Here is a 19,055-nt window from a genome sequence, read left to right as displayed (position 1 = left end):
CCGCCCTCACCCGGCGGCGTGAGCCCGGCGGAATTCAGCGGGGGTGGTGCCGGTCCATCGGCGAAAAGCGCGGTGGAAGGCACTCACCTCCGAGAAGCCGAGCATGAAGGCGATGTCGAGCGTCTTGCGGTCGGCCTGCCGGAGCCAGGTGAGCGCCAGCTCACGGCGGACCTCGTCGATGAGGGAAGAGAGGCTCGTGCCCTCATCGGCGAGGCGGCGCGCCAGGCTGCGCGAGCTCAGGGAGAGCCCCCGCGCGACGTCCGCGGCGGTGGGCATGCCCAGCCGGAGGGATTGGAGGACCTGGCGCCGCACCTCGTCGACGAAGTGAAGGCTGCTCGGAGCCCGCGCCAGCAGGTCGTCGGCGTGGCGCGCGACGACGCGGTGGAGGCTCGGGTCCGCGCCGGGCACCGGGGAGGACAGCAGGCCGGCATCGAAGGCGAACTCATTCACCTCGGCACCAAACTCCGGCTCCGTGTTGAAGAAGCGGCGGTAGGGGCGCGTGTCCGCGGGAGCCGGGTGGCGCAGCCGGACAGACCGGGGCACCACGTCCCTCCTCAACAGCCGCCGCAGGATCGTCAGGATGCCGCCGAGGGTGAAGTCCTCGAGGTCGCCGGGCATCGAAGTCCCGGGGCCCGCCGGGGGAGGCTGGGTGACGAAGCGGGCCTCGTCGCCGTCAATGACCAGGGACAGCGGCTGGAAGCTGAACAGGAGCCGCTGATAGCGGAGGATGGCGTCGAGCGCTTCGCCGACGGTCCGCGCGCTCGCGACCACGTAGCCTATGACATCGAAACGCCTGGAGTCGTACTCGGCGGCGAGGCGCAGGCCGAGATGCGGCTCGCCCCTCCCGCGCCCCATCTCCCGCCAGATGTCATAGACGAGTGCGAGCGGCACGCGCACTTCCGGGTCCTGCAGGTGCGCTGGCTCGACGTGATGCGCGCTGTAGAGGTCGTCAAGCGGAACGTCGTGCCTGCGCGCGACTTCGACATGGGGAGCAAGCAGCAGGCTCGTAACGGTCAGTGATGCGCGTGGCCGCGACATGGGAGGAACATATCCCTCCTGGGCCGCTAGACCGACGGCGAACGTGACGTTGCGGACCGCACCCGGGCCAGCGCTGAGCAGCTCGGTCAGCGAAGCCGTAGCGGTGAATCGACTGGGCCTCCAGCCATGATGAGGGCGTCGCGTCAACGCGCTTCAACGCCGCTTCCCGTTCCCTCGTGAAGCTCCTCGTGGACAAGGCGGGCCGAGTGTCGGTGGCCCTGACGTACTACGACCCGACCCAGAGCGGTCCCTACGTCTTCGCCGTGCAACGGTGGGATGCGGATGGCAGGCCCGTCGCGGGGTTCGGGACGGAGGGGCGGGCCACGTACGCGCTCCCGGCCTATGAACAGCGCTTCACCCAGCTCCGCGAGGCACTCCAGCGGAAGGACGGAACCGTGGTCATCGCCGTCTCGCTCTTCGACACGGTCAGCCCGGGCAACCACGGACTGGGGTTCGTCCGCATGGACGGAAAGACGGGGAAGGCCGAGTGGTCGGTGGAGAGCAGCCCCAATCTCCATCGGAACGTCGCCACGGACGGGCACGGCCGGTTCGTCTCGCTCCTCAACTCGAATGCCCCAGGTTATGAGCTCCTCGTGCAGTGGTACGACGAGACCGGCACGCGCATCTACCTGGGCACGGGAAGCACCACGATGCCGCCGCGCCAGCTCGCCCTCGGCTCGGCCAATGAGCTGTTCTTTGATGACGCGGGCACGCCCTACACGGTGGGACAGATTGAGGCGGGTGGAGGGCTGGCGGTGGTCCGCTTCACCCGGCACGGGGCGGTGGACCCGGGGTTTGGCGTCAACGGCCTCGTCCGATTGGACGTCCGGCTGAACTCCGTGTCTGGCTTCATCCGCGAGCCGAATGGCTGTCTGCTCGCGAAGACGGTGCCAGAGCCTGGGCTGGTCCGCTTCTGGCCGTGACGCCCCGCTACTCGGCGCTCCTGCGCATGCCGGACGAGCGGGCGCGGGCCCAGGCGCGAATCCACATCGAAGAGGACCTGCGCCGGGCGGCGGACACGCTGCGCGCGCTCGGCTGAAGGCGCGAACGGCGGCTCAACGGGTTGAACATGAATATCTACTATGGCAGATTATTCAAATTTCAACGCATTGGCCTCCCACATGATTGCGACAATGAAGTCGGGTCCCACGCGGCCTCCGGGGCCCATGGCCCGGGCCGCCATCGCGTTACTGGCCGCGCTGTTCGTGCCCATCATCGTGGGCCAGCTTGAACACTCGAAGAGCTACTGGCTGCTCGCGGTGTTCGCGGTGCTGGCGCTGTTGTCGCGCCGGAACATGAAACAGCCGCTCTTCGCCCTGGCCTTCGCGCTCCCCTTCCTGCAGTTCGGCAGCACCCGGGAGATGTACATGATCACCCCCGGGCTGGAGGTCTGCCTGCTGGCCTTCTTCCTGCTCTGGTTCGCGTGGGCCCTCCAAGGCCGCGCGGCGCTGCCTGACGCGGGGCTTGTCGATGGCTCGGTCCTGCTGTTCCTCGCGGTGGCCACCAGCTCGGCGCTCGCGGCGAGCACGGCGCGCGTCTGGACCGAGGGCGCGACGCTTTCCGACTTCCGTCTGGACGCCATCGTGTTCCGCAACCCGCCGCTCGCCCTGCTGTTCCCGCTCCGCCAGCTCTTCATCTTCCTGGAAGCCTTCCTCCTGTTCGGCTTCGTCCGGGCGAACCTCACGCGAGACGACGTGGAGACCCTCGCCCTCACGCTGCTGGGGTCCGCGGTCGTGGTGATGGGCCTGGGCGCGCTCTTCTTCGTGGTGGCCGACAACTCCCGGTACTTCCAGGGCGTGAACCGGGCCATGTCCGTCTTCTCGGGACCCAATCAGTTCGGGACCTACCTGCTGCTGATCCTCCCCCTGGCGGTGGGGCTCGCCCTCACGGCGCGGAGCCGCATGGCCCGGGGGGTGGCCATCGTGAGCGCGGTGGGTGGAGCGGTGATGCTCTACCTGTCCCGTTCGGAGGGGGCCTTGCTGGGCGCCCTCATCGCGCCCCTGCTCTACGCGGTCTTCTTCCGGCCCGCGAAGACGCGCTGGGCGCGGACGTCACGCCTGCTCATCGGGGCCGCGATGGTAGGGGTTGCGTGCCTGGGCGGATTCCTGCTGGCGACCTGGTCCCCGGAACAGCTCAACACCACCTCCGACGGTCGCTACTTCCTCTTCAGGGCCGCCCTCAACATGCTCCAGCACAGCCCGCTGTTCGGCGTGGGGCTGGGCAACTTCTTCCAGGACCTGGGGGGCTTCTACCCGCATGGCATCGCCGGACGGGTCGCGCACGAGCAGGCCCACAACATGTTCCTCCAGGTGTTCGCGGAGTTGGGGCCGCTGGGGCTTGTCGCGTTCGCGCTCCCCCTGGGCCTGCTGCTCGTACGCGCGGCCCGCGCGCCAGACCTGAGCCCCCTGGGCCAGGCGCTTGTCGTCGGCATCCTCGCCGCGCTGGTGCATTCCCTGACGGACTACACGCTGTGGATCTCCTCGCTCGCGCTGTTCTTCTGGATGTACGTGGGCGCGCTCGCCGTGATGCTGGACGCTCCTGGGGAGCGTGAGCCGCGGCATGAGCCATCCCTGGCTCCCACCTGCGAACCGGTGATGCCGCGATGACAGAGGGTCGAATGAAGCGAGGGTGGGCGCTCGCGCTGATCCTCCTGGCCACCCTCTGCGCGACGTGGCAGCGGGCCCAGGCGGTGCAACGCCTTCCCGTGGACCACGACGAGCTGGTGTACCTGCCCGCGGCCTACGACTACGCGGAGATGCTGAAGGCGGGCCACTGGCGCGACGTGAGCGCCTACCGGGGCAACTTCGAACACCCGCCGCTGGTGAAGCTGCTCTTCGCGTCCGCGCTCTGGGCGAGCGGCGCGCCCGAACCGGAGTGGAGCAGCCTCCAGGCGCGCGGTCCCGTCCCCGAGCCCGCCTGGCCCGCCTTCCGGGTGACGCGCTGGCTGTCGGCGGCTGCGGGCATCCTCCAGGTCGCGCTCACGGCGGCGGTATCGCCCCTGGGGGCGCTGCTGTTGGCGTTCGATCCCTACCACGCGGCCTACACGGCGGAAGCGTACCTGGAGGCAGTGCCCGGCTTCTTCGCGCTGCTCGCGGTGCAGGCCTTCGAGCGGGCACGCGCCGCCGGCGAACCGCTGCGTCAGGGATGGCTTGCCGCCACGGGCAGCCTCCTGGGTCTGGCCGCCGCGGGGAAATATCCCTACGGCCTCGTGGTGGGGCTGACGCTCCTGCCCTTCCTCCTGCATGCGCGGGCACCGGTGCGCGCCTGGGCCGCGCTCGCCATGCCCACCGTCGCGGTGTTCCTCCTGGCGGACCCGGCGCTCTGGCCCGCGCCCCTGTCAGCCCTGTGGGAATCCGTCACGTTCCACTGGGCCTACTCGAACCACGGTGAAGACGTACAGAAGCTGCAACTGCCCTGGTTCCAGCCGCTCATGTATCTGATCCATCCCGGCCCCGCCCGCTGGCATGCCGGCGTCTTCGCGACCGGCCTCAATGCCTGGGTGCTGCTCCCCCTGGCCCTCGCCGGAGCCCGGGCGACGGCACGCGCGCGTCCGGTGTGGGCGGTCTGGGCCGGCGTCGGCTTCGTCTTCCTGCTGCTGTGGCCGACGAAGTGGCCGCAATACCAGTTGCTCCTCCTCCCGGCCCTCTGCGTTTGCGCGGCGGAAGGTGCGCGGACGCTCGTCAAGGCCGGAGCCAGACGGCTCCAGGCAAGCAGGTCGGCCCGCGCCAGTCCCGGTCACTGAGGTCTGGGAAGAGGGCCTCGCTTGTCGCGCCGCCGGTCCCCGTCAGGCGCACCCCACGCGACCAGGAAGGGTGCGTCCTTGCGTATCTCGTTCATCCCGTCCTCGCCCCTTTTCCGGGGCACGGGAGCCATGAACGCCGCAGTGGGGGAATGATGAAACGACCTGGCTTGACCGCAGTCTTCCTGATGGGATTCCTGCCCGCCGCCACGGTGAGCGCCTATGTGTTCAACTCGGGGGGCCGGTGGAGTGACAATCCCTATGTCATTGACGTCATCGCCGGCCCGTTCCAGACCCACTTCGGGCTGGACGCCACGCGCACCATGCACATGGCGCGCTCGGGCCTCCAGGCCTGGATGAACGTGGGCGTGGGCTTCGCCACCAACCTCGCGTTCTACAACACGACGCCCAGCGCGTCGGACATCGAGATCGAGGCGAAGACGTGCTGCGATGGCGACTGCACCTCGGGGTGCCTCGGGCGCGCGACCAACGTCCCGCTCTCGGACAACTGCGCCCTCGACATCTACAAGAACACCAACAGCCCCCAGAGCTACTCGGACGACCGCACCAGCACCTGGGACATCCAGTCCATCCTCTCTCATGAGTTCGGGCACTGCCTGGGGCTGGGCCATCCCTCCAACCCGGAGGAGGCCATCATGAAGCAGGGGCAGTACGTCTTCGAGGCCTATCCCAAGCGCTTCCCGCGCGTGGATGACAAGACGGGCGGGCAGAACGCGCAGTACATCGCGGACTACCCCATCCGCGTGCGGGATCGCACCGGCGGCGCCTGGACCCAGGTGGCGAAGACGTCCGGCAGCGTCGGCGTGGCGACCCGCGCGGATGGCTGGTCCCTGGTGGCCTATGAGACGGACCCCACCCGCGACACCACCAGCAACGTGGCCCACCTGGCCATCTCCTCCACCGGCGGCGTCAGCCCGGAGTGCATCAACTGGGATGAGTGGACGTACGACGGCGTGGCCGTCTCCGAGGACACCTCGGGTGGCTTCGCGAAGGCGTTCCTCGCGGCCAACGACGGAGGACAGATCCTCGTCTACCGGGACATCTACCCTGCCCTGCTGGGCTGCATCAAAGGGACGCGCACCCTGACGACGATGTCGTCCCGGCGCCGTCCCAGCCTCGCGTACGACGCGGGCACCAGCCGGCTGGTGATGGCCTTCATCGACCGGAACACGGGCCAACTGCGAATCTCCACCTCCACCAGCTCCGGCACGTGGACGACGCCCACGCAGGTGAACACGGAGTGGACCGACGCGCCCGTCGGCATCGACTGCGGGTACTGGGCGCCGGCCGGCGCGAACCGCTGCTTCATGGCCTTCCCCTCCGCGGACGGCAACCACATGCTGCGCATCGCGGAGGGCTACATCAACGCCTTCGGCGGCTACGTGCACCTCGGGACCTACGTGGCCGGGGGCTGGACCCTCAACATCGCGCCGGACCTCCAGATCATCAACGGCAACCGCCTGGAGATCATCCACGGGGCCACGGACAACAACCGCACCGCGTATATGTATGTCCGTGATTGCAGCAGCGGGTGCACGGACTCCACGTATCCCCTGGATCAGCGGACGTACGTCGGCGGCGGCATCTCGAGCACGAAGCTGGTGACGGCGGCTCCATGAGCGGCGCTCGCAGGCCTGTCACGACACCTCACTGTGAATGACTTTTGGAGCAAGCCAGACATGATGCCTTTCAAGAAGCAGGGAATGACGCTCGTCCTTGGAGCGGTCCTGGGTGTGGGCGCCACCGGCGTGGCGACAGGGTTCCTCCCCGAGCAGGCCCGGCCCGGGCCCGTGGTGACACAGGGAGAAATCCACGATGACCATGGCGAGTATGTCTTCGGCCCCGAGGGGTACGTGGCCCAGTCGGACGTCATCGTCACGGGCCGCATCACCGGGGTCCTCGACGCACGGACGTTCGCCGCCGGGAGCAAGAGCCCGCGGTACTCGCACCAGCTCGAGCTCGAGGTGGACGAGGAGCTCTACCGGAACACGGAGCGCGCTCCCGGCGAGCGGAGCCCGCGCCTGGTCGTCTCCGTGCCCGCGGCGGGGACGGACCTCACCACGGGGCGCGCCCACATCGCGGGCCCGGGCGGAGGCACGCACCTGTTCTTCCTGCGGCGCTCACCGCTCGTCCCGGGGGCCTTCGTCCTCCTGCGGGGGGAGAACGGGCGCGTCGACCTGACGGGCGCCTCGGTGCGGCACGAGGTGCTGCGCGGCGGCACGCCCTCCGCCGTCCTCGACGAGGTGCGGCGCTACGCCGCGACGGTGCGGGTCTCCCTTCCCGCGACGGAGCGCGAGTCGCTGGGCGCGCTTCCCGAGGGCGTGAAGCCGGGCCGCTTCTACGGGCGGAGCGACACGCCGGCCGCGCTGCGGCAGGCGCTGAAGACCCAGCAAGACGGGGTGCTGGTGTTCGACGCGCTGCCGGAGGGCGCGGTGGCCTCGCGGCTCCACGTCCTCAACGTCGGGGGCAAGTGCTTCGTGCGCACGCAGTGGGAGCCCGGTGCGGCCTCCGGCCCGGTGGCGCTCCACGTGAAGGACGGGGTCCTCCCCTCGACGTGTGAGGCCTTGCTCGACAAGACGTTCTGACCCACCCCCGGCCCGCCTCGAGCAGTCGAGGCGGGCCGGGACAGCCGCGCGTTTCCCGCGCAACTTCCGCGCGCGGGCCGGGTTCATGGGGGACTTTCCTGGAGGAATTCCCCATGAAGCGAAGCAATGTGACGCAGTTCATCTGGGCGTGCGCGCTGTGGACCCTGGGCACCGCTGGCTGTGGAAGCCCGGGGGACGCGGGCGAGTCCATCGATGGCGTGACCTGGGGAACGTCGCAGGCGGCCCTCACCGTGTACGAACAGGCCGCGCTGGACACGGCCAACAACGCGGCGGGCTGCAAGCCGCTCGGGAACTTCTACTGGGAGATTGGCGACGGGTCCGGGCCGCTCTACGGCCTCACGAAAGGCAGCGGCGTCACGGCCACGACGGTGATGCCCATCGCGTCCGCGAGCAAGTGGCTGTACGTGGGCGCCTACGTGCAGTCCAAGGGGTACGCGAGCCTCACCGCCGATGAGAAGAAGCGGCTCAACTTCACCAGCGGCTACATCGACGAGAACACCACCCTGTGCGACGCCGCCGGGACGACCGTCTCCGCGTGCTACGGGCCTTCCTTCAAGGACGTCACCTACCGCCCGCTCCAGAACGGCCGCTTCTTCTACAACGGCGGCCACATGCAGAAGCTGGCCCTGGATGACATCGGCGCGCGCAAGGGCACGGGCCTCTTGAGCGTGATGGACTGGCTCAACCCCTTGCTGGGCACCACCTTCCCGGAGTCCGACAGCGACGTCGCCGTGGCGGGGGGTTTCTCCGGCAGCGCGGCGCAATACCGCGTCTTCCTCCAGAAGCTGCTCAACGGCCAGACCGCGCTGTCCTCCAAGCTGACCGTGGACTCCGTCCCCGCCTGGTCGGGAGGCCCCAACGTGGCCTTCACGCCGTGGACCGCGGCGGGCGAGGTCTACTACGGGCTCGGGCACTGGATTGAGGGCGAGCCCGTCAGCAGCACCTGGACCGTGACGGGCCACTCGTCGCCGGGGGCCTTCGGGTTCTACCCCTGGGTGAACGCCGCCAGGACCCGGTACATGGTCCTGGCCCGCAGCCGGCAGCTCGGCAACGAGGAGGGCGAGAAGTCACGCGCCTGTGCCCAGACCGTCCGCAAGGCTTACGAGACGGGCATCGCGCAACCCTGAGCACGGTCACGGGACAGGCGGGGTGGCCCCTCGGGCGAACATCCGTCCCAGCCATGCGTCGCGCGTCGAAATGCAGGCGCGCGCCACGTCGGACCGAGGGGCGATGTCGTAGAAACCGTGGAAGGCTCCGCCCCAGACGTGCAGCTCGCACTCGCCCCCTGCCGCCAGGATTCCGCGCGCGTAGGCGACGGCTTCGTCCCGGAACGTCTCCCCTTCCGCGACGTCGATGAAGGTCGGCGGCAGCCCCCGCAGGTCCGTGGCGCGCGCGGGCGCGGAATAGGGAGACACGTCCGGGCCTCCCCAGCGCTCGCCCAGCACCGCCTTCCAGGCGGTCACATTGCTGGTGCGGTCCCAGACCCCGACGCCGTCATACCGGCGGGCGGACTCCGTCTCATTGCGGTCGTCCAGCATGGGGCACTGCAGCAGTTGCCCCAACAGCTTCGGGCCTTGTCGATCCCGCGCCAGGAGCGTGGTTCCGGCCGCGAGCCCGCCGCCACCGCTCCCGCCGAAGATCACGAGCCGCTTCGGATCAAACCGCAGCCGGTCGGCGTTCGCCGCCATCCAGACCAGCCCGGCGTAACAGTCCTCCACCAGGGTCGGCGCAGGGTGCTCGGGCGCCAGCCGGTATTCGACCGTCACGCAGACCGCATCATGACGGAGCGCCCAGTCCACGAGCGGCTTCGCTCCCGCGAAGCGGGTCCCCATCACCATCCCGCCGCCATGGATGTGATAGACGGCCGGCCCCGGAACCGAGTGGCCCTGCCGGGCAATGACCGAGACCGTGATCTCCGCGCCCTGATAGCCGGGGATGCCGTAGTCGACGCAGTGGACCTTCGCGTCTCCCATCAGGTCCTCCCGGGTCACGCGGCTCAGGCCCCGGAAGTGCTCCAACTGATCCAGCGTCATCCGCCGGGGCACATACCCCTCCAGCGCGGGCAGGAGGGCGGCCAACTGGGGGTCGAACTCGATGGGGTGAGCGCTCATCCGGGGAGAGGATCAAGCCTCCGCGCTCGCGTCAAACGTTCCCTGGGCTGGAACAGGGCGCCGCGGGGTGCTGGGGGCCCGCCCCTGGCCCGCCCCCGGTCAACTGGCTAGCATCCGGGGCTCCCGTCACGTGAAGGGAAGCCATGTCGAAGCAGTGGGTACTTTCCGGCGGCGGGGCCACCTACGTCGTCGTCCTCTGGAACGACGCGGAGGCGAAGAACGCGAGCCGCCGGGTCGCGCCCGCCGTGATGCAGATGTGCATCGACGGGTGGATGCGCACGCACCGGCAGGCCGTCCGGGAGATGTACACCGCCTGCGCGGCGACCCCGGGCTCCGCGACGTGGCCGGCCGACCCCGTGATGAAGCAGCGCCTGTCGGATGCGTTCAAGACGGGGAAGCTCGTGGGGCTGACGCGCGCCAACGCCCCCACGGTCATCAAGCCCGCGCCTGCCCTCCCCGTCCGCCCGCTGGACGCGGAGGCCCGGCCCGCGCACGGCGTGGGCATCGTCATGTGGAACAAGGCGCCGGCCCTGCAACTGCGCTCCAGCCCCGAGCAGGGCGACAACGTCCTCGGGAGCCTGGCGTTCAACACCCCCGTGCAGGTGATCGCGCAGATGCCCGGCGGCTGGCTGTCGGTGAGCACGCGGGACGGGCGCGTGGGCTTCGTCTCCGCCGACTACGTCTGGTCCGCGCCGCGCCACCCGATGCCCGAGCCGAACGCCCGCCTCCACCGCGTCACCCGGGGCGTGAGCGGTACGGCCATCGCCATCGCGGAGGCCTACTACGGCGACGTCGCGCACGCGTGGGGCGCGGACCTGCGCTTCTTCGTGGCCGTGCTCGCCCAGGTCAACCGGCGGGCCATTCCCAACACCACGGCGGGCTGGAAGTCGCTCGAGTTCAAGGCCGACACGTACATCTGGATCCCCAGCAAGGAGTTCGCCAAGGGGCTGCGCGGCTCGGTCAACTCGGGCTCGTACAGCTTCAACGTGGTGGACGCGTTCGCGTCCGGCTTCCAGCGCGTGTCCGAGCTGCTGAGCGACATCTGGGAGGCCATCAAGCTGTCGCTGAAGTACATCCCCGAAGCGGTCACGCGGCACGTCGAGCAGGCCCTGCGCACGGTCCTCATCGCGCTCCTCGAGATGGCGGTGGGCGCCATCCTCTTCCTCGCCATCTGCACGGCGGTGGGCGCCGCGCTGGGCGCGCTCGCGGGCGGTGCGGGTGCCGCGCCGGGCGCGGCAGTGGGGTTCGAGGTGGGGCTCGCGCTCCTGGAGTGGATGGGGCTGGCCTTCCTCGCCAAGTGGATCTTCGACTCGCTCAAGAAGGTCGGCGCCGCGTTCGCGAAGTTCTTCGGCAAGGTGTGGGACGCGCGCGGCAACGCGCAGCGGCTGGACGAGGCGGCGCGCGAGCTGGCCGAGACCATCGGGGTCCTCGCGGGCGTCCTGGTCGAGGTCCTGGCGATGTGGGCCGCGGCCAAGGGCGTCGGCGCCGCGCTCAAGGCGCTCAAGGGCACGGCGGTGGAGAAGGCCTTCGGCTCGACCCGCCTGGCGTCGTGGCTCAAGGAACGCGCCGCCAATCACTCCGCGGGCAAGTCGCCGGTGCCCGGCCCCCGCCAGGTCGTCAGGCGCCTGCGTGAGCGCGAGAAGCCCCCTTCCCCGACCATCGCGGAGCTCGCCGAGCAGGCCGCGCCCCTCTACGAGAAGGAGCTGGTGCCTGCTCGCAACCTGATTGCGCGGGTGTTCAAGGAGATGGGCTCCGTGCAGGCGCGCGCGAAGGACCCGGTCTCCGCGGCCAATCGCTTGCAGCGCGCGGTCGACAGGTTCGGGGCGAAGGTCTCCACCGTCCAGGAGGCCATCGCCAACCTCTGGGATGCCATTGGGACGCGGCTCGTCCTGTCGGACACGTCACCGGCGGCGATGACGCGGGTGGTGAACCGGCTCGCGGAGGCCATCCGGCTGGGGGAGGTGGAGGTCATCGAGATCAACAACCTCCACGGCCCCGGAGGAAAGCCCTACTTCACGCCCGAGCACCTGGAGGCGTTGCAGATCGCCGCGTTGGAAGGTGGGAAGCCGCCCCTGCGCATCACCGAGTCGAAGTTGATGGAGAGCGGCTACACGGTGGTGTGCGCCTACCTGAAGCACGGCAACGGGGTCCGGGGCGAGCTGCAGATCATCGGCAAGGAGGTGCTGACGATCGCCAACGCCGAGCACATCCCGTACGACGTGATGCTGGGCAAGCCGCTCGTGCGCAACGTGCCGAAGGCCGCCGAGGTCGAGCTCCAGAACCTGGTCAAGCCCGTGGAGACCGCCATGTCCGCGCTGACCGAGGCGCAGCAAGCGCAATACCTCCAGTACCTCAACCAAGCCTACATCCACGCCCGCATGATGGAGCTGGGGCAGGCGTCCACCACGCCCCCGCTACCTCCGGGGCTGAGCCCGGTCTTGAGCATCGAACGGATCCAGGCGCTGGAGCGCTCCATCGCGGCCATCAAAGCCAGGTACAAGTCTCCCTGAGGAGCCCATGCAGATCGTCCTGAATGAACAGAAGCTGCAGCAGGCGATTGGCGCCGCGCTCCACGAGCTGGCGGGGCGCGCGCTCCAGGGCGTGCCCGACACGGGGGCCTTCACCGCGCTGAGCACCCGCTTCGCGGGCGGCGAGTTCGTGGCCGGCGTGGGCGACGTCGAGCTCCGGGTGGCCGCGCCGAGCGGGGACAAGGGCAAGCAGGAGCGCTTCCTCGAGGTGCGGGTCTCCACCCCCAGCGGAGGCAGCCACTCCTCCACCTGGGTGTTCTACGGGAAGACGGCCGCCCTCAAGGACGTGCTCAAGAGCGAGGCGACCCTCAAGGGGAAGGTCCGCGCGGCCATCGTGGCGGAGGCGGAGTCGCTCCAGCGCCACGAGCTGGCGTGAGGGGCTTCACGCGTCGCTGAAGCTCGCGGTCAAGGCGTGGTGGTCGGAGGCCGTGCCCACGTCCACGACCTGCGCCGCGAGCAGCCGCCGGGCCAGCGCGGGTGACGCGAAGACGTAGTCGGTGCGGAAGTCGATGACCTCCCCTTCACGGTGGCGCCGCGCGGTGGCCCACTGGGAGGAGCCCGGCTTGAGGCGCAGCGTGTCCAGCCAGCCGAAGTTCTCCAGGTCGTCGATGACGTCGAAGCGTGGCGGGTGGCCATACTTGTCGACCCTGGCGCGGCGGACGCGGTCAGCGAGGTCCACGGGATAGGGGTCGGCGCGGGACAGGGAGTTGAGGTCTCCCGCCAGGATGAAGTCCCGCGAACCGAAAGCCGCTGGTTCGATGAGGGAGCGCAGGTAGCGCGCCTCCACGAAGCGAAGTGACTCATGGTGGGAGTCGAAGTGGGCCGCGAAGACGGTCAGCGGCTCCGCGCCCGTCTCCAGCTCGCATTCGAGGAGGCAGTGGCCAATGAAGTGGGCATTGGCGTGGGCGCGGACCGAGCGCAGGGGGAGGCGGCTGGCGACGGCGACATGGTAGCGGCTGCCGCTGGGACGGGGACGCGCGGTGCCCAGCCGCACGTGGGCGTCGGTGGCGGGGAGCCCGAGCGCGGCGGCGACCTGACGAAGCCGCTCGCCGTCCTCCCACCCCAGACACTCCTGCAGCACGAGCACGTCCGGGCGCTCACGGGCAATGAGGGCCAGGAGCAGCGGCATCCGCTCCTCGCCTCCCATCAGGATGTTGAGCGTCATCACCTTCAGCGACATGCGGGAGAGACTACCCCTACTGGCGCAGGAAGCGGGTGGTAGCATGACGCTGAGCCGGGAGTTCGAGCCACAGCGCGCCTTGCGCTTCTGGAGTGACACAGGCCTCACCGCGGATGCCCAGGCCCATCCCAACATCACCACCTTCGTCCATCGTGCACTGTCCGCACCAAACTCGCCGGAGCGCACAGCAGGACAGGTGCGGATCCATCAGGCGCTCGAGAAGGTCGGCTGGGACATCAATGCGCTCACTCCCGTGACGGGGTTGGGCGTACCTGCGTTCAATGACGGAAGCCCGGCATTGCACACCGGTGACTTCAGCAATGGGCTGGGAGTGATGATCAATGGCATCCAGCACGTCATCGTCGTCGCAAAGGAGTATCGGCTCGACCGTGCCAGGAGTGAATACTTCATCAAGCTGGAATACTTCTTCTACGACGTGTTCGGGCTGGATGATGACGACCTTCGAGAGTATGGCGCGGATGGCGGCCTTGACAGCAACGCGTCACAAGGCATTACGGCTTGGTGGCAGCTTCAGTTCCAACATGGATATGCGCCGCTCATCACCCGAATCGCCTTCGAGCGGGAGTTCAGGGTCCCCGTTCCTCCTGGAGGAGGCACACGCCGATGACCACCACTCGTTGGAAGGACGCGGGCGCGGTCGGACTCGGCGCGCTGCTGCTGGGCCTGCTCATCGCGCCGTGGGTCTATGTCGTCGCCTTCAACGCGCTCTTCGCGTTTCCGTCCCCCTTCGCCATGATGGTGGCCCCCTTGCTGCTCGTAGCAACCCTGGACCTCGGCCTGGAGGCGTTCGCGCGGCTCCACGGGTTCATGTGGCTCAGGCGGCTGGGATCGACGCTCTCGGTGGGAGGCCTGCTGATGATCCTCTGGGTCTTGTCAGGCTTCACGTTGATGCCCGGCCCGGAGCGACTGGGACTGCTGGCGACCGTCTGGCTCGGGACCTCACTCACCTGTCTGGTCATCGTATTGGCGGTGGGAGCTTCCGGCCCCACGAGGCTCCTCCGCTCGCGTTTGGACACGCCAGCGCGGCAGCGAGCCGCGCTGGCCTTGGCGTTGCTGCTGTTCGGCGGACTCTCCGCGCTCTGCCTTCACTACCTGTTGACGCCCGTGAGCTTCATCGGCGGTCCGCCTTCGCCGGTTCCCATCGGATGAGGTTCGTGACGGCCGTGAAAGCCGCTCGCCCTACTGCACCTGCTGCGGTTCCTGCGCGCAGAGGAACTTCCAGGTGAGCGAGTAGGCGGACGTCGCGCCCCAGTTGATCAGATAGGTCGAGGGCGGGCAGCCCCACTCGCGTTCGCCCACCAGCACCGTCTTGGAGCTGTCGGTGTAGTAGCTCACGTGCGTCCCATACTGGAGGCCGCCGATGGGCCCGAGCTGGGTCGTGTCATCCACGGCCGGAGCGGGAGGAGTCTGGCCTTCACCCTCCTCCATTCCAGCGCCACAGGCCGCCAGTTGGAGGGAAAGGACCGCGAGGGAAGAAATCAGCAGACGCTTCATCAGGCACCTCTCCTTACTTTCGCGTGCAGTGCGATCCTACATGAAAGGCTCTGCCCATGGACTCCCAGGACAACGGTCTTCGATGTGTGTTGTTGACGCAAATGGGCTCACGACGCGGGAGTGCCTCCCGCGCTTGACTATCCATAAGCAGCAACTTATTCGTCGCGCATGCAGCGCGTGGCCGTGGCCGAGAACAAGCTCTTCCAGGCGCTGGCGGACCCGAACCGCCGGGCGATTCTCGCGTCACTCGCGCGTGGCGAAGCGGCGGTGAAGGACCTCACGGCGCGATTCGACATCTCGCAGCCCGCGGTCTCCCAGCACCTCGCTGCGTTGAAGGACGCCGGTCTGGTGAAGGGCCGGCGTGAAGGACGTTGCACCTACTACCGGGTGGATCCACGCGGGATGAAGCCGCTCATCGACTGGCTCGCGCACTACCGCGCGTTCTGGTCGGAGCACGTCGACCGCCTCGAACAACTGCTGGAGAAAATGGACCCATGACCTCCTCCGACAAGACCGCCTCCCAGCGCCGCTCGAGCCTCGCGGACAGCCATGACCTGATCCGCGTCCAGGGCGCTCGGGAGAACAACCTGAAGGACGTCAGCGTGGAGCTGCCGAAGCGGCGGCTCACCGTCTTCACCGGCGTCTCCGGCTCCGGCAAGTCGTCGCTCGTCTTCGGCACCATCGCGGCGGAGTCGCAGCGGCTGATCAACGAAACCTATAGCGCGTTCGTCCAGGGCTTCATGCCCACGCTGGGCCGGCCCGAGGTCGACGTCCTCGAAGGACTGACCACCGCCATCATCGTCGACCAGGAGCGCATGGGCGCCAACTCGCGCTCGACCGTCGGCACCGCGACGGACGCCAATGCCATGCTGCGCGTGCTGTTCAGCCGCCTGGGCAAGCCGCACATCGGTTCGTCCAACGCCTTCTCCTTCAACGTCCCGTCGGTCCGCGCCACCGGCGAGATGACCGTCGAGAAGGGCGAAGGCAAGACCGAGAAGAAGGTCTTCAACGTCACCGGCGGCATGTGCCCCAAATGCGAGGGCATGGGCACGGTCAGCGACATCGACCTGACCCAGTTGTATGACGACAGCAAGTCGCTCAACGAGGGCGCCATCACCATCCCCGGCTACAACGCGGACGGCTGGCTCGTGCGCATCTTCGGGGCCTCGGGCTTCCTGGACCCGGACAAGCCGATCCGCAAGTACACCAGGCAGGAGCTGCACGACTTCCTCCACAAGGAACAGACCAAGGTGAAGGTCGAGAAGATGAACCTCACCTACGAGGGGCTCATCCCTCGGATCCAGAAGTCGTTCCTGTCCAAGGACGTGGACGCGATGCAGCCGCACATCCGTGCGTTCGTGGAGCGCGCGGTCACGTTCACCTCCTGCCCCGAATGCAAGGGCACCCGGCTCAGCGAGGCCGCCCGGTCCTCCAAGATCAAGGGCATCAACATCGCGGACGCCTGCGCGATGCAGATCAGCGACCTGGCCGAGTGGGTGCGCGGCCTGGACGCGCCGTCCGTCGCCCCGCTGCTGGCGTCGCTGCGGCACACGCTCGAATCGTTCGTGGAGATCGGCCTGGGCTACCTCAGCCTCGACCGGCCCGCCGGCACGCTGTCGGGCGGCGAGGCGCAGCGCACCAAGATGATCCGCCACCTCGGGTCCTCGCTCACCGACGTCACGTATGTCTTCGACGAGCCGACGGTCGGACTGCACCCGCACGACATCCAGCGGATGAACGAGCTGCTGCTGCGGCTGCGCGACAAGGGCAACACCGTGCTCGTGGTGGAGCACAAGCCGGAGCTGATCGCCATCGCCGACCACGTCGTCGACCTGGGCCCCGGGGCCGGCACCGCCGGCGGCGAGGTGGTCTTCGAGGGCACCGTCGAGGCCCTGCGCGCCAGCGACACGCTCACCGGGCGCCACCTGAGCGACCGGGCCACCCTGAAGCCGTCCGTGCGAAAGCCGTCCGGCGTGCTGAAGGTGCGCGGCGCCAGCACGCACAACCTGAAGAAGGTCGACGTCGACATCCCGCTCGGCGTGCTGGTGGTGGTGACCGGCGTGGCGGGCTCCGGCAAGAGCTCGCTCATCCATGGCTCGGTGAGCACCCGGGAAGGGGTGGTTTCCGTCGACCAGTCGCCGATTCGCGGCTCGCGGCGGAGCAACCCCGCGACGTACACCGACCTGCTGGAGCCGATCCGCAAGGCCTTCGCGAAGGCCAACGGCGTGAAGCCGGCCCTGTTCAGCGCCAACTCCGAGGGCGCCTGCCCGACCTGCAACGGCGCAGGCGTCATCTACACCGACCTGGCGATGATGGCCGGCGTCACCACGGTCTGCGAGGACTGCGAAGGCCGGCGGTTCCAGGCGTCGGTGCTGGAGTACAAGCTCGGCGGGCTCAACATCGCCCAGGTGCTCGACCTGCCCGTGAAGGACGCGGTGGGCTTCTTCGGCTCGGGCAAGGCGCAGACGCCGGCCGCGTCGGCCATCCTCCAGCGCATGGCGGACGTGGGCCTCGGCTACCTCCGGCTCGGCCAGCCGCTCACCACGCTGTCGGGTGGCGAGCGGCAGCGGATCAAGCTCGCGACGCACATGGGGGAGGAGGGCGGCATCTACGTACTCGACGAGCCGACCACGGGCCTGCACCTGGCCGACCTGGAGCAGTTGCTGGGCCTGATGGACCGGCTGGTCGACTCCGGAAAGTCGGTCATCGTGATCGAGCACCATCAGTCGGTGATGGCGCACGCGGATTGGATCATCGACCTGGGACCGGGCGCGGGCCACGACGGCGGACGCATCGTGTTCGAAGGCACGCCGGCCGACCTGGTCGCGGCGAAGTCGACGCTGACCGGCAAGCACCTGGCGGAGTTCGTCGGCGCGTCGAAGGCTGCGTCTGGGAAGGCCTCCGAGCCGGCTCGGGCGCGCTCCCAGAAGCGCTCTTCCTGAAATGATAGCGTCCCCCCGGCAGTCGTCCCGGCACGGGGGGAAATCATGGCGATCACGATGTCACCGCAGGAGTACGCCACGGCGTTCCGCCTGCTCGCTGCGTCCGCAAGGCATCCGACGAACATCCACCAGATCGTCACGGAGCGGCTGTTCCCAGGTCTCCCCGAGCACCCCACCCTGCTGGATGTCGGAGCGGGGGCGGGCAAGGTCTCGGAGCGGCTCGCGCCGCTTTTCGACTCGCTCACCCTGCTCGAACCCCATCCCGAGCAGAGCGCCGGCTTCCATCATGAGAAGGCGACGGTCATTCCTGTCCCCCTGGAGCGGTACGCCTCCAATGACAGATATGACCTGGTCGTCTGTTCACACGTCCTGTATCACGTCCCTGTCTCTGAATGGGGCGGCTTCATTGACAGACTGCTCGGCTTCGTGCGGCCGGGAGGGAGCTGTCTGCTGGTGATGGCCGCCGCCCGGGGACCGACCCATGCGATGTGCCGTGAGTTCTGCGACACCCTGCACTTCAGCGAGGACGTCGCCGCCGAAGTGCGGCGCAAGCAGTTGCCCCACGAGGCGATCGCGACGATGAGCGGGTTCGCCGCGAAGACCTTCGAGGAGATGTACACGCTCTGCCGCTTCCTCGTCCTGGAGGGGTGTTACACGGCCGCGCAACTGGCCGCCCTGACGCCGGACGAAGCGGAGAGGCTCGACGCGCGCATCCGTGCGCATGCGGAGCGTTGCCAGCAGCCTGACGGGACGTACCGGCTGGAACAGGATGAGGATGTCATCCTCATTCCCCGGTAGGCACGCGCCTCGCGTGGACAGTGTCCGCAAGGGAGCCCGAGCGCTGGAGGGGCTCCCGCGTATCCTGGCGGGATGAACGCCCTGGCCCTGCTCGCCCTGGTCATCCCGGCCGCTCCGCACGACGACGGCTCGCCGCAACCCTGGTTCACGGTGGGCCCACTGCTGAGCGTGAGCCGCCGCCAGCAGGACACCGCCTGGGGCGTGGGCCTGGAGTCCACGCTCAACGTGGTGATGCACAACAACCGCATGCGCGATTTCAGGTCGGGCTCCGTGGGCGTCTTCGGACAGGGCCAGTGGATGGACGGGGACCACGCGCGCCTGTGTGGCGGAGTCCAGGGCACCTTCCTGATCTTCGGGCTGGAGACGGGCGTGGCCCACGAGACGGGGACGGCGGCCCACCGGCCCACGACGTCCCTCCACCTGGCGCCCTTCCTCGGCTTCGTCTACGGCTCCGTGGGCGTGCGCGTCAGCGTCCCCTTCCAGGAGGGACGGGACCTGTCGGGCCGCCTCCCGTATGGCCGGGAGGTGGGGCTCACGCTGACCCTCAAGAAGCCCTTCTCCCCCATGCTCTGAGCGT

General features: G+C 68.8%; 18 protein-coding genes. 14 read left to right on the top strand and 4 right to left on the bottom strand.

What is annotated here, in order from left to right:
• Nucleotides 1-6 precede the first annotated feature (6 nt).
• Nucleotides 7-1,038, bottom strand: coding sequence for an AraC family transcriptional regulator (locus K8556_RS21685; RefSeq protein WP_223741985.1), 1,032 nt, complete (start codon nt 1,036-1,038; stop codon nt 7-9).
• A 206-nt stretch (nt 1,039-1,244) separates the two neighbouring features.
• Between K8556_RS21685 and K8556_RS21680 the strand changes: the two genes are divergently transcribed.
• The 6 genes from K8556_RS21680 to K8556_RS21655 all read left to right on the top strand — a co-directional run bounded on the left by K8556_RS21680 (nt 1,245) and on the right by K8556_RS21655 (nt 8,531).
• The gene (locus K8556_RS21680; RefSeq protein WP_223741984.1) at nt 1,245-1,961 is read left to right on the top strand and encodes a hypothetical protein; all 717 of its coding nucleotides are present in this window, start codon (nt 1,245-1,247) and stop codon (nt 1,959-1,961) included.
• 210 nt (nt 1,962-2,171) lie between these two features.
• A complete protein-coding gene (locus K8556_RS21675) occupies nt 2,172-3,644 on the top strand; it encodes an O-antigen ligase (RefSeq protein ID WP_223741983.1) in 1,473 nt (490 codons plus the stop codon).
• 11 nt (nt 3,645-3,655) lie between these two features.
• Nucleotides 3,656-4,780, top strand: a complete 1,125-nt coding sequence (locus K8556_RS21670; protein ID WP_223741982.1) for a phospholipid carrier-dependent glycosyltransferase — start codon at nt 3,656-3,658, stop codon at nt 4,778-4,780.
• A 167-nt stretch (nt 4,781-4,947) separates the two neighbouring features.
• A complete protein-coding gene (locus tag K8556_RS21665) occupies nt 4,948-6,417 on the top strand; it encodes a matrixin family metalloprotease (protein ID WP_223741981.1) in 1,470 nt (489 codons plus the stop codon).
• A gap of 60 nt (nt 6,418-6,477) precedes the next feature.
• Nucleotides 6,478-7,383 carry a hypothetical protein gene (locus tag K8556_RS21660; RefSeq protein ID WP_223741980.1) on the top strand — a complete coding sequence of 302 codons (906 nt, stop codon included), beginning with the start codon at nt 6,478-6,480 and terminating at the stop codon, nt 7,381-7,383.
• A gap of 113 nt (nt 7,384-7,496) precedes the next feature.
• A complete protein-coding gene (locus K8556_RS21655) occupies nt 7,497-8,531 on the top strand; it encodes a hypothetical protein (RefSeq protein ID WP_223741979.1) in 1,035 nt (344 codons plus the stop codon).
• Nucleotides 8,532-8,537: 6 nt separating this feature from the next.
• On the opposite strand, the gene K8556_RS21650 is transcribed toward K8556_RS21655, so the two are convergent.
• Nucleotides 8,538-9,515: an alpha/beta hydrolase gene (locus K8556_RS21650; protein WP_223741978.1), complete on the bottom strand. Its 978-nt coding sequence runs from the start codon at nt 9,513-9,515 to the stop codon at nt 8,538-8,540.
• A gap of 143 nt (nt 9,516-9,658) precedes the next feature.
• Here K8556_RS21650 and K8556_RS21645 point away from each other — a divergent pair, with 143 nt between their 5' ends.
• Both K8556_RS21645 and K8556_RS21640 read left to right on the top strand, forming a co-directional pair.
• A complete protein-coding gene (locus K8556_RS21645) occupies nt 9,659-12,025 on the top strand; it encodes an SH3 domain-containing protein (protein ID WP_223741977.1) in 2,367 nt (788 codons plus the stop codon).
• 7 nt (nt 12,026-12,032) lie between these two features.
• A complete protein-coding gene (locus tag K8556_RS21640; protein WP_223741976.1) occupies nt 12,033-12,419 on the top strand; it encodes a hypothetical protein in 387 nt (128 codons plus the stop codon).
• A 6-nt stretch (nt 12,420-12,425) separates the two neighbouring features.
• Here the strand turns inward: K8556_RS21640 and K8556_RS21635 are convergent, their stop codons facing one another.
• Nucleotides 12,426-13,223: an endonuclease/exonuclease/phosphatase family protein gene (locus K8556_RS21635; protein WP_223741975.1), complete on the bottom strand. Its 798-nt coding sequence runs from the start codon at nt 13,221-13,223 to the stop codon at nt 12,426-12,428.
• 43 nt (nt 13,224-13,266) lie between these two features.
• Here K8556_RS21635 and K8556_RS21630 point away from each other — a divergent pair, with 43 nt between their 5' ends.
• Both K8556_RS21630 and K8556_RS21625 read left to right on the top strand, forming a co-directional pair.
• A complete protein-coding gene (locus K8556_RS21630; protein WP_223741974.1) occupies nt 13,267-13,851 on the top strand; it encodes a hypothetical protein in 585 nt (194 codons plus the stop codon).
• The gene (locus K8556_RS21625) at nt 13,848-14,393 is read left to right on the top strand and encodes a hypothetical protein (RefSeq protein ID WP_223741973.1); all 546 of its coding nucleotides are present in this window, start codon (nt 13,848-13,850) and stop codon (nt 14,391-14,393) included. Before K8556_RS21630 ends, K8556_RS21625 begins: the two co-directional genes overlap by 4 nt.
• A gap of 30 nt (nt 14,394-14,423) precedes the next feature.
• On the opposite strand, the gene K8556_RS21620 is transcribed toward K8556_RS21625, so the two are convergent.
• The gene (locus K8556_RS21620) at nt 14,424-14,738 is read right to left on the bottom strand and encodes a hypothetical protein (protein ID WP_223741972.1); all 315 of its coding nucleotides are present in this window, start codon (nt 14,736-14,738) and stop codon (nt 14,424-14,426) included.
• 183 nt (nt 14,739-14,921) lie between these two features.
• Between K8556_RS21620 and K8556_RS21615 the strand changes: the two genes are divergently transcribed.
• The 4 genes from K8556_RS21615 to K8556_RS21600 all read left to right on the top strand — a co-directional run bounded on the left by K8556_RS21615 (nt 14,922) and on the right by K8556_RS21600 (nt 19,051).
• Nucleotides 14,922-15,236 (top strand): metalloregulator ArsR/SmtB family transcription factor, encoded by a 315-nt coding sequence (locus tag K8556_RS21615; RefSeq protein WP_223741971.1) that lies wholly within the window; start codon nt 14,922-14,924, stop codon nt 15,234-15,236.
• Nucleotides 15,233-17,680, top strand: coding sequence for an excinuclease ABC subunit UvrA (locus K8556_RS21610; protein ID WP_223741970.1), 2,448 nt, complete (start codon nt 15,233-15,235; stop codon nt 17,678-17,680). The genes K8556_RS21615 and K8556_RS21610 overlap by 4 nt, the downstream gene beginning before the upstream one ends.
• Nucleotides 17,681-17,725: 45 nt before the next feature.
• Nucleotides 17,726-18,478 carry a bifunctional 2-polyprenyl-6-hydroxyphenol methylase/3-demethylubiquinol 3-O-methyltransferase UbiG gene (locus tag K8556_RS21605; protein ID WP_223741969.1) on the top strand — a complete coding sequence of 251 codons (753 nt, stop codon included), beginning with the start codon at nt 17,726-17,728 and terminating at the stop codon, nt 18,476-18,478.
• A 72-nt stretch (nt 18,479-18,550) separates the two neighbouring features.
• Nucleotides 18,551-19,051: a hypothetical protein gene (locus tag K8556_RS21600; RefSeq protein ID WP_223741968.1), complete on the top strand. Its 501-nt coding sequence runs from the start codon at nt 18,551-18,553 to the stop codon at nt 19,049-19,051.
• Nucleotides 19,052-19,055 lie beyond the last annotated feature (4 nt).

The organism is Corallococcus sp. AS-1-12 (assembly GCF_020036995.1).
Taxonomy (GTDB): domain Bacteria; phylum Myxococcota; class Myxococcia; order Myxococcales; family Myxococcaceae; genus Corallococcus.
The sequence above is the reverse complement of the archived record's forward strand: the minus strand, read 5'-3'. Positions and strand labels throughout refer to the sequence as shown.

Bases quoted from the DNA above. Each gene is read 5' to 3' on its own strand.
- K8556_RS21635 (WP_223741975.1), bottom strand. From the start codon at position 13,223: ATGTCGCTGAAGGTGATGACGCTCAACATCCTGATGGGAGGCGAGGAG.
- K8556_RS21605 (WP_223741969.1), top strand. From the start codon at position 17,726: ATGGCGATCACGATGTCACCGCAGGAGTACGCCACGGCGTTCCGCCTG.
- K8556_RS21645 (WP_223741977.1), top strand. From the start codon at position 9,659: ATGTCGAAGCAGTGGGTACTTTCCGGCGGCGGGGCCACCTACGTCGTC.
- K8556_RS21670 (WP_223741982.1), top strand. From the start codon at position 3,656: ATGAAGCGAGGGTGGGCGCTCGCGCTGATCCTCCTGGCCACCCTCTGC.
- K8556_RS21600 (WP_223741968.1), top strand. From the start codon at position 18,551: ATGAACGCCCTGGCCCTGCTCGCCCTGGTCATCCCGGCCGCTCCGCAC.
- K8556_RS21640 (WP_223741976.1), top strand. From the start codon at position 12,033: ATGCAGATCGTCCTGAATGAACAGAAGCTGCAGCAGGCGATTGGCGCC.
- K8556_RS21610 (WP_223741970.1), top strand. From the start codon at position 15,233: ATGACCTCCTCCGACAAGACCGCCTCCCAGCGCCGCTCGAGCCTCGCG.
- K8556_RS21685 (WP_223741985.1), bottom strand. From the start codon at position 1,038: ATGTCGCGGCCACGCGCATCACTGACCGTTACGAGCCTGCTGCTTGCT.
- K8556_RS21660 (WP_223741980.1), top strand. From the start codon at position 6,478: ATGATGCCTTTCAAGAAGCAGGGAATGACGCTCGTCCTTGGAGCGGTC.
- K8556_RS21630 (WP_223741974.1), top strand. From the start codon at position 13,267: ATGACGCTGAGCCGGGAGTTCGAGCCACAGCGCGCCTTGCGCTTCTGG.
- K8556_RS21650 (WP_223741978.1), bottom strand. From the start codon at position 9,515: ATGAGCGCTCACCCCATCGAGTTCGACCCCCAGTTGGCCGCCCTCCTG.
- K8556_RS21675 (WP_223741983.1), top strand. From the start codon at position 2,172: ATGAAGTCGGGTCCCACGCGGCCTCCGGGGCCCATGGCCCGGGCCGCC.
- K8556_RS21625 (WP_223741973.1), top strand. From the start codon at position 13,848: ATGACCACCACTCGTTGGAAGGACGCGGGCGCGGTCGGACTCGGCGCG.
- K8556_RS21620 (WP_223741972.1), bottom strand. From the start codon at position 14,738: ATGAAGCGTCTGCTGATTTCTTCCCTCGCGGTCCTTTCCCTCCAACTG.
- K8556_RS21655 (WP_223741979.1), top strand. From the start codon at position 7,497: ATGAAGCGAAGCAATGTGACGCAGTTCATCTGGGCGTGCGCGCTGTGG.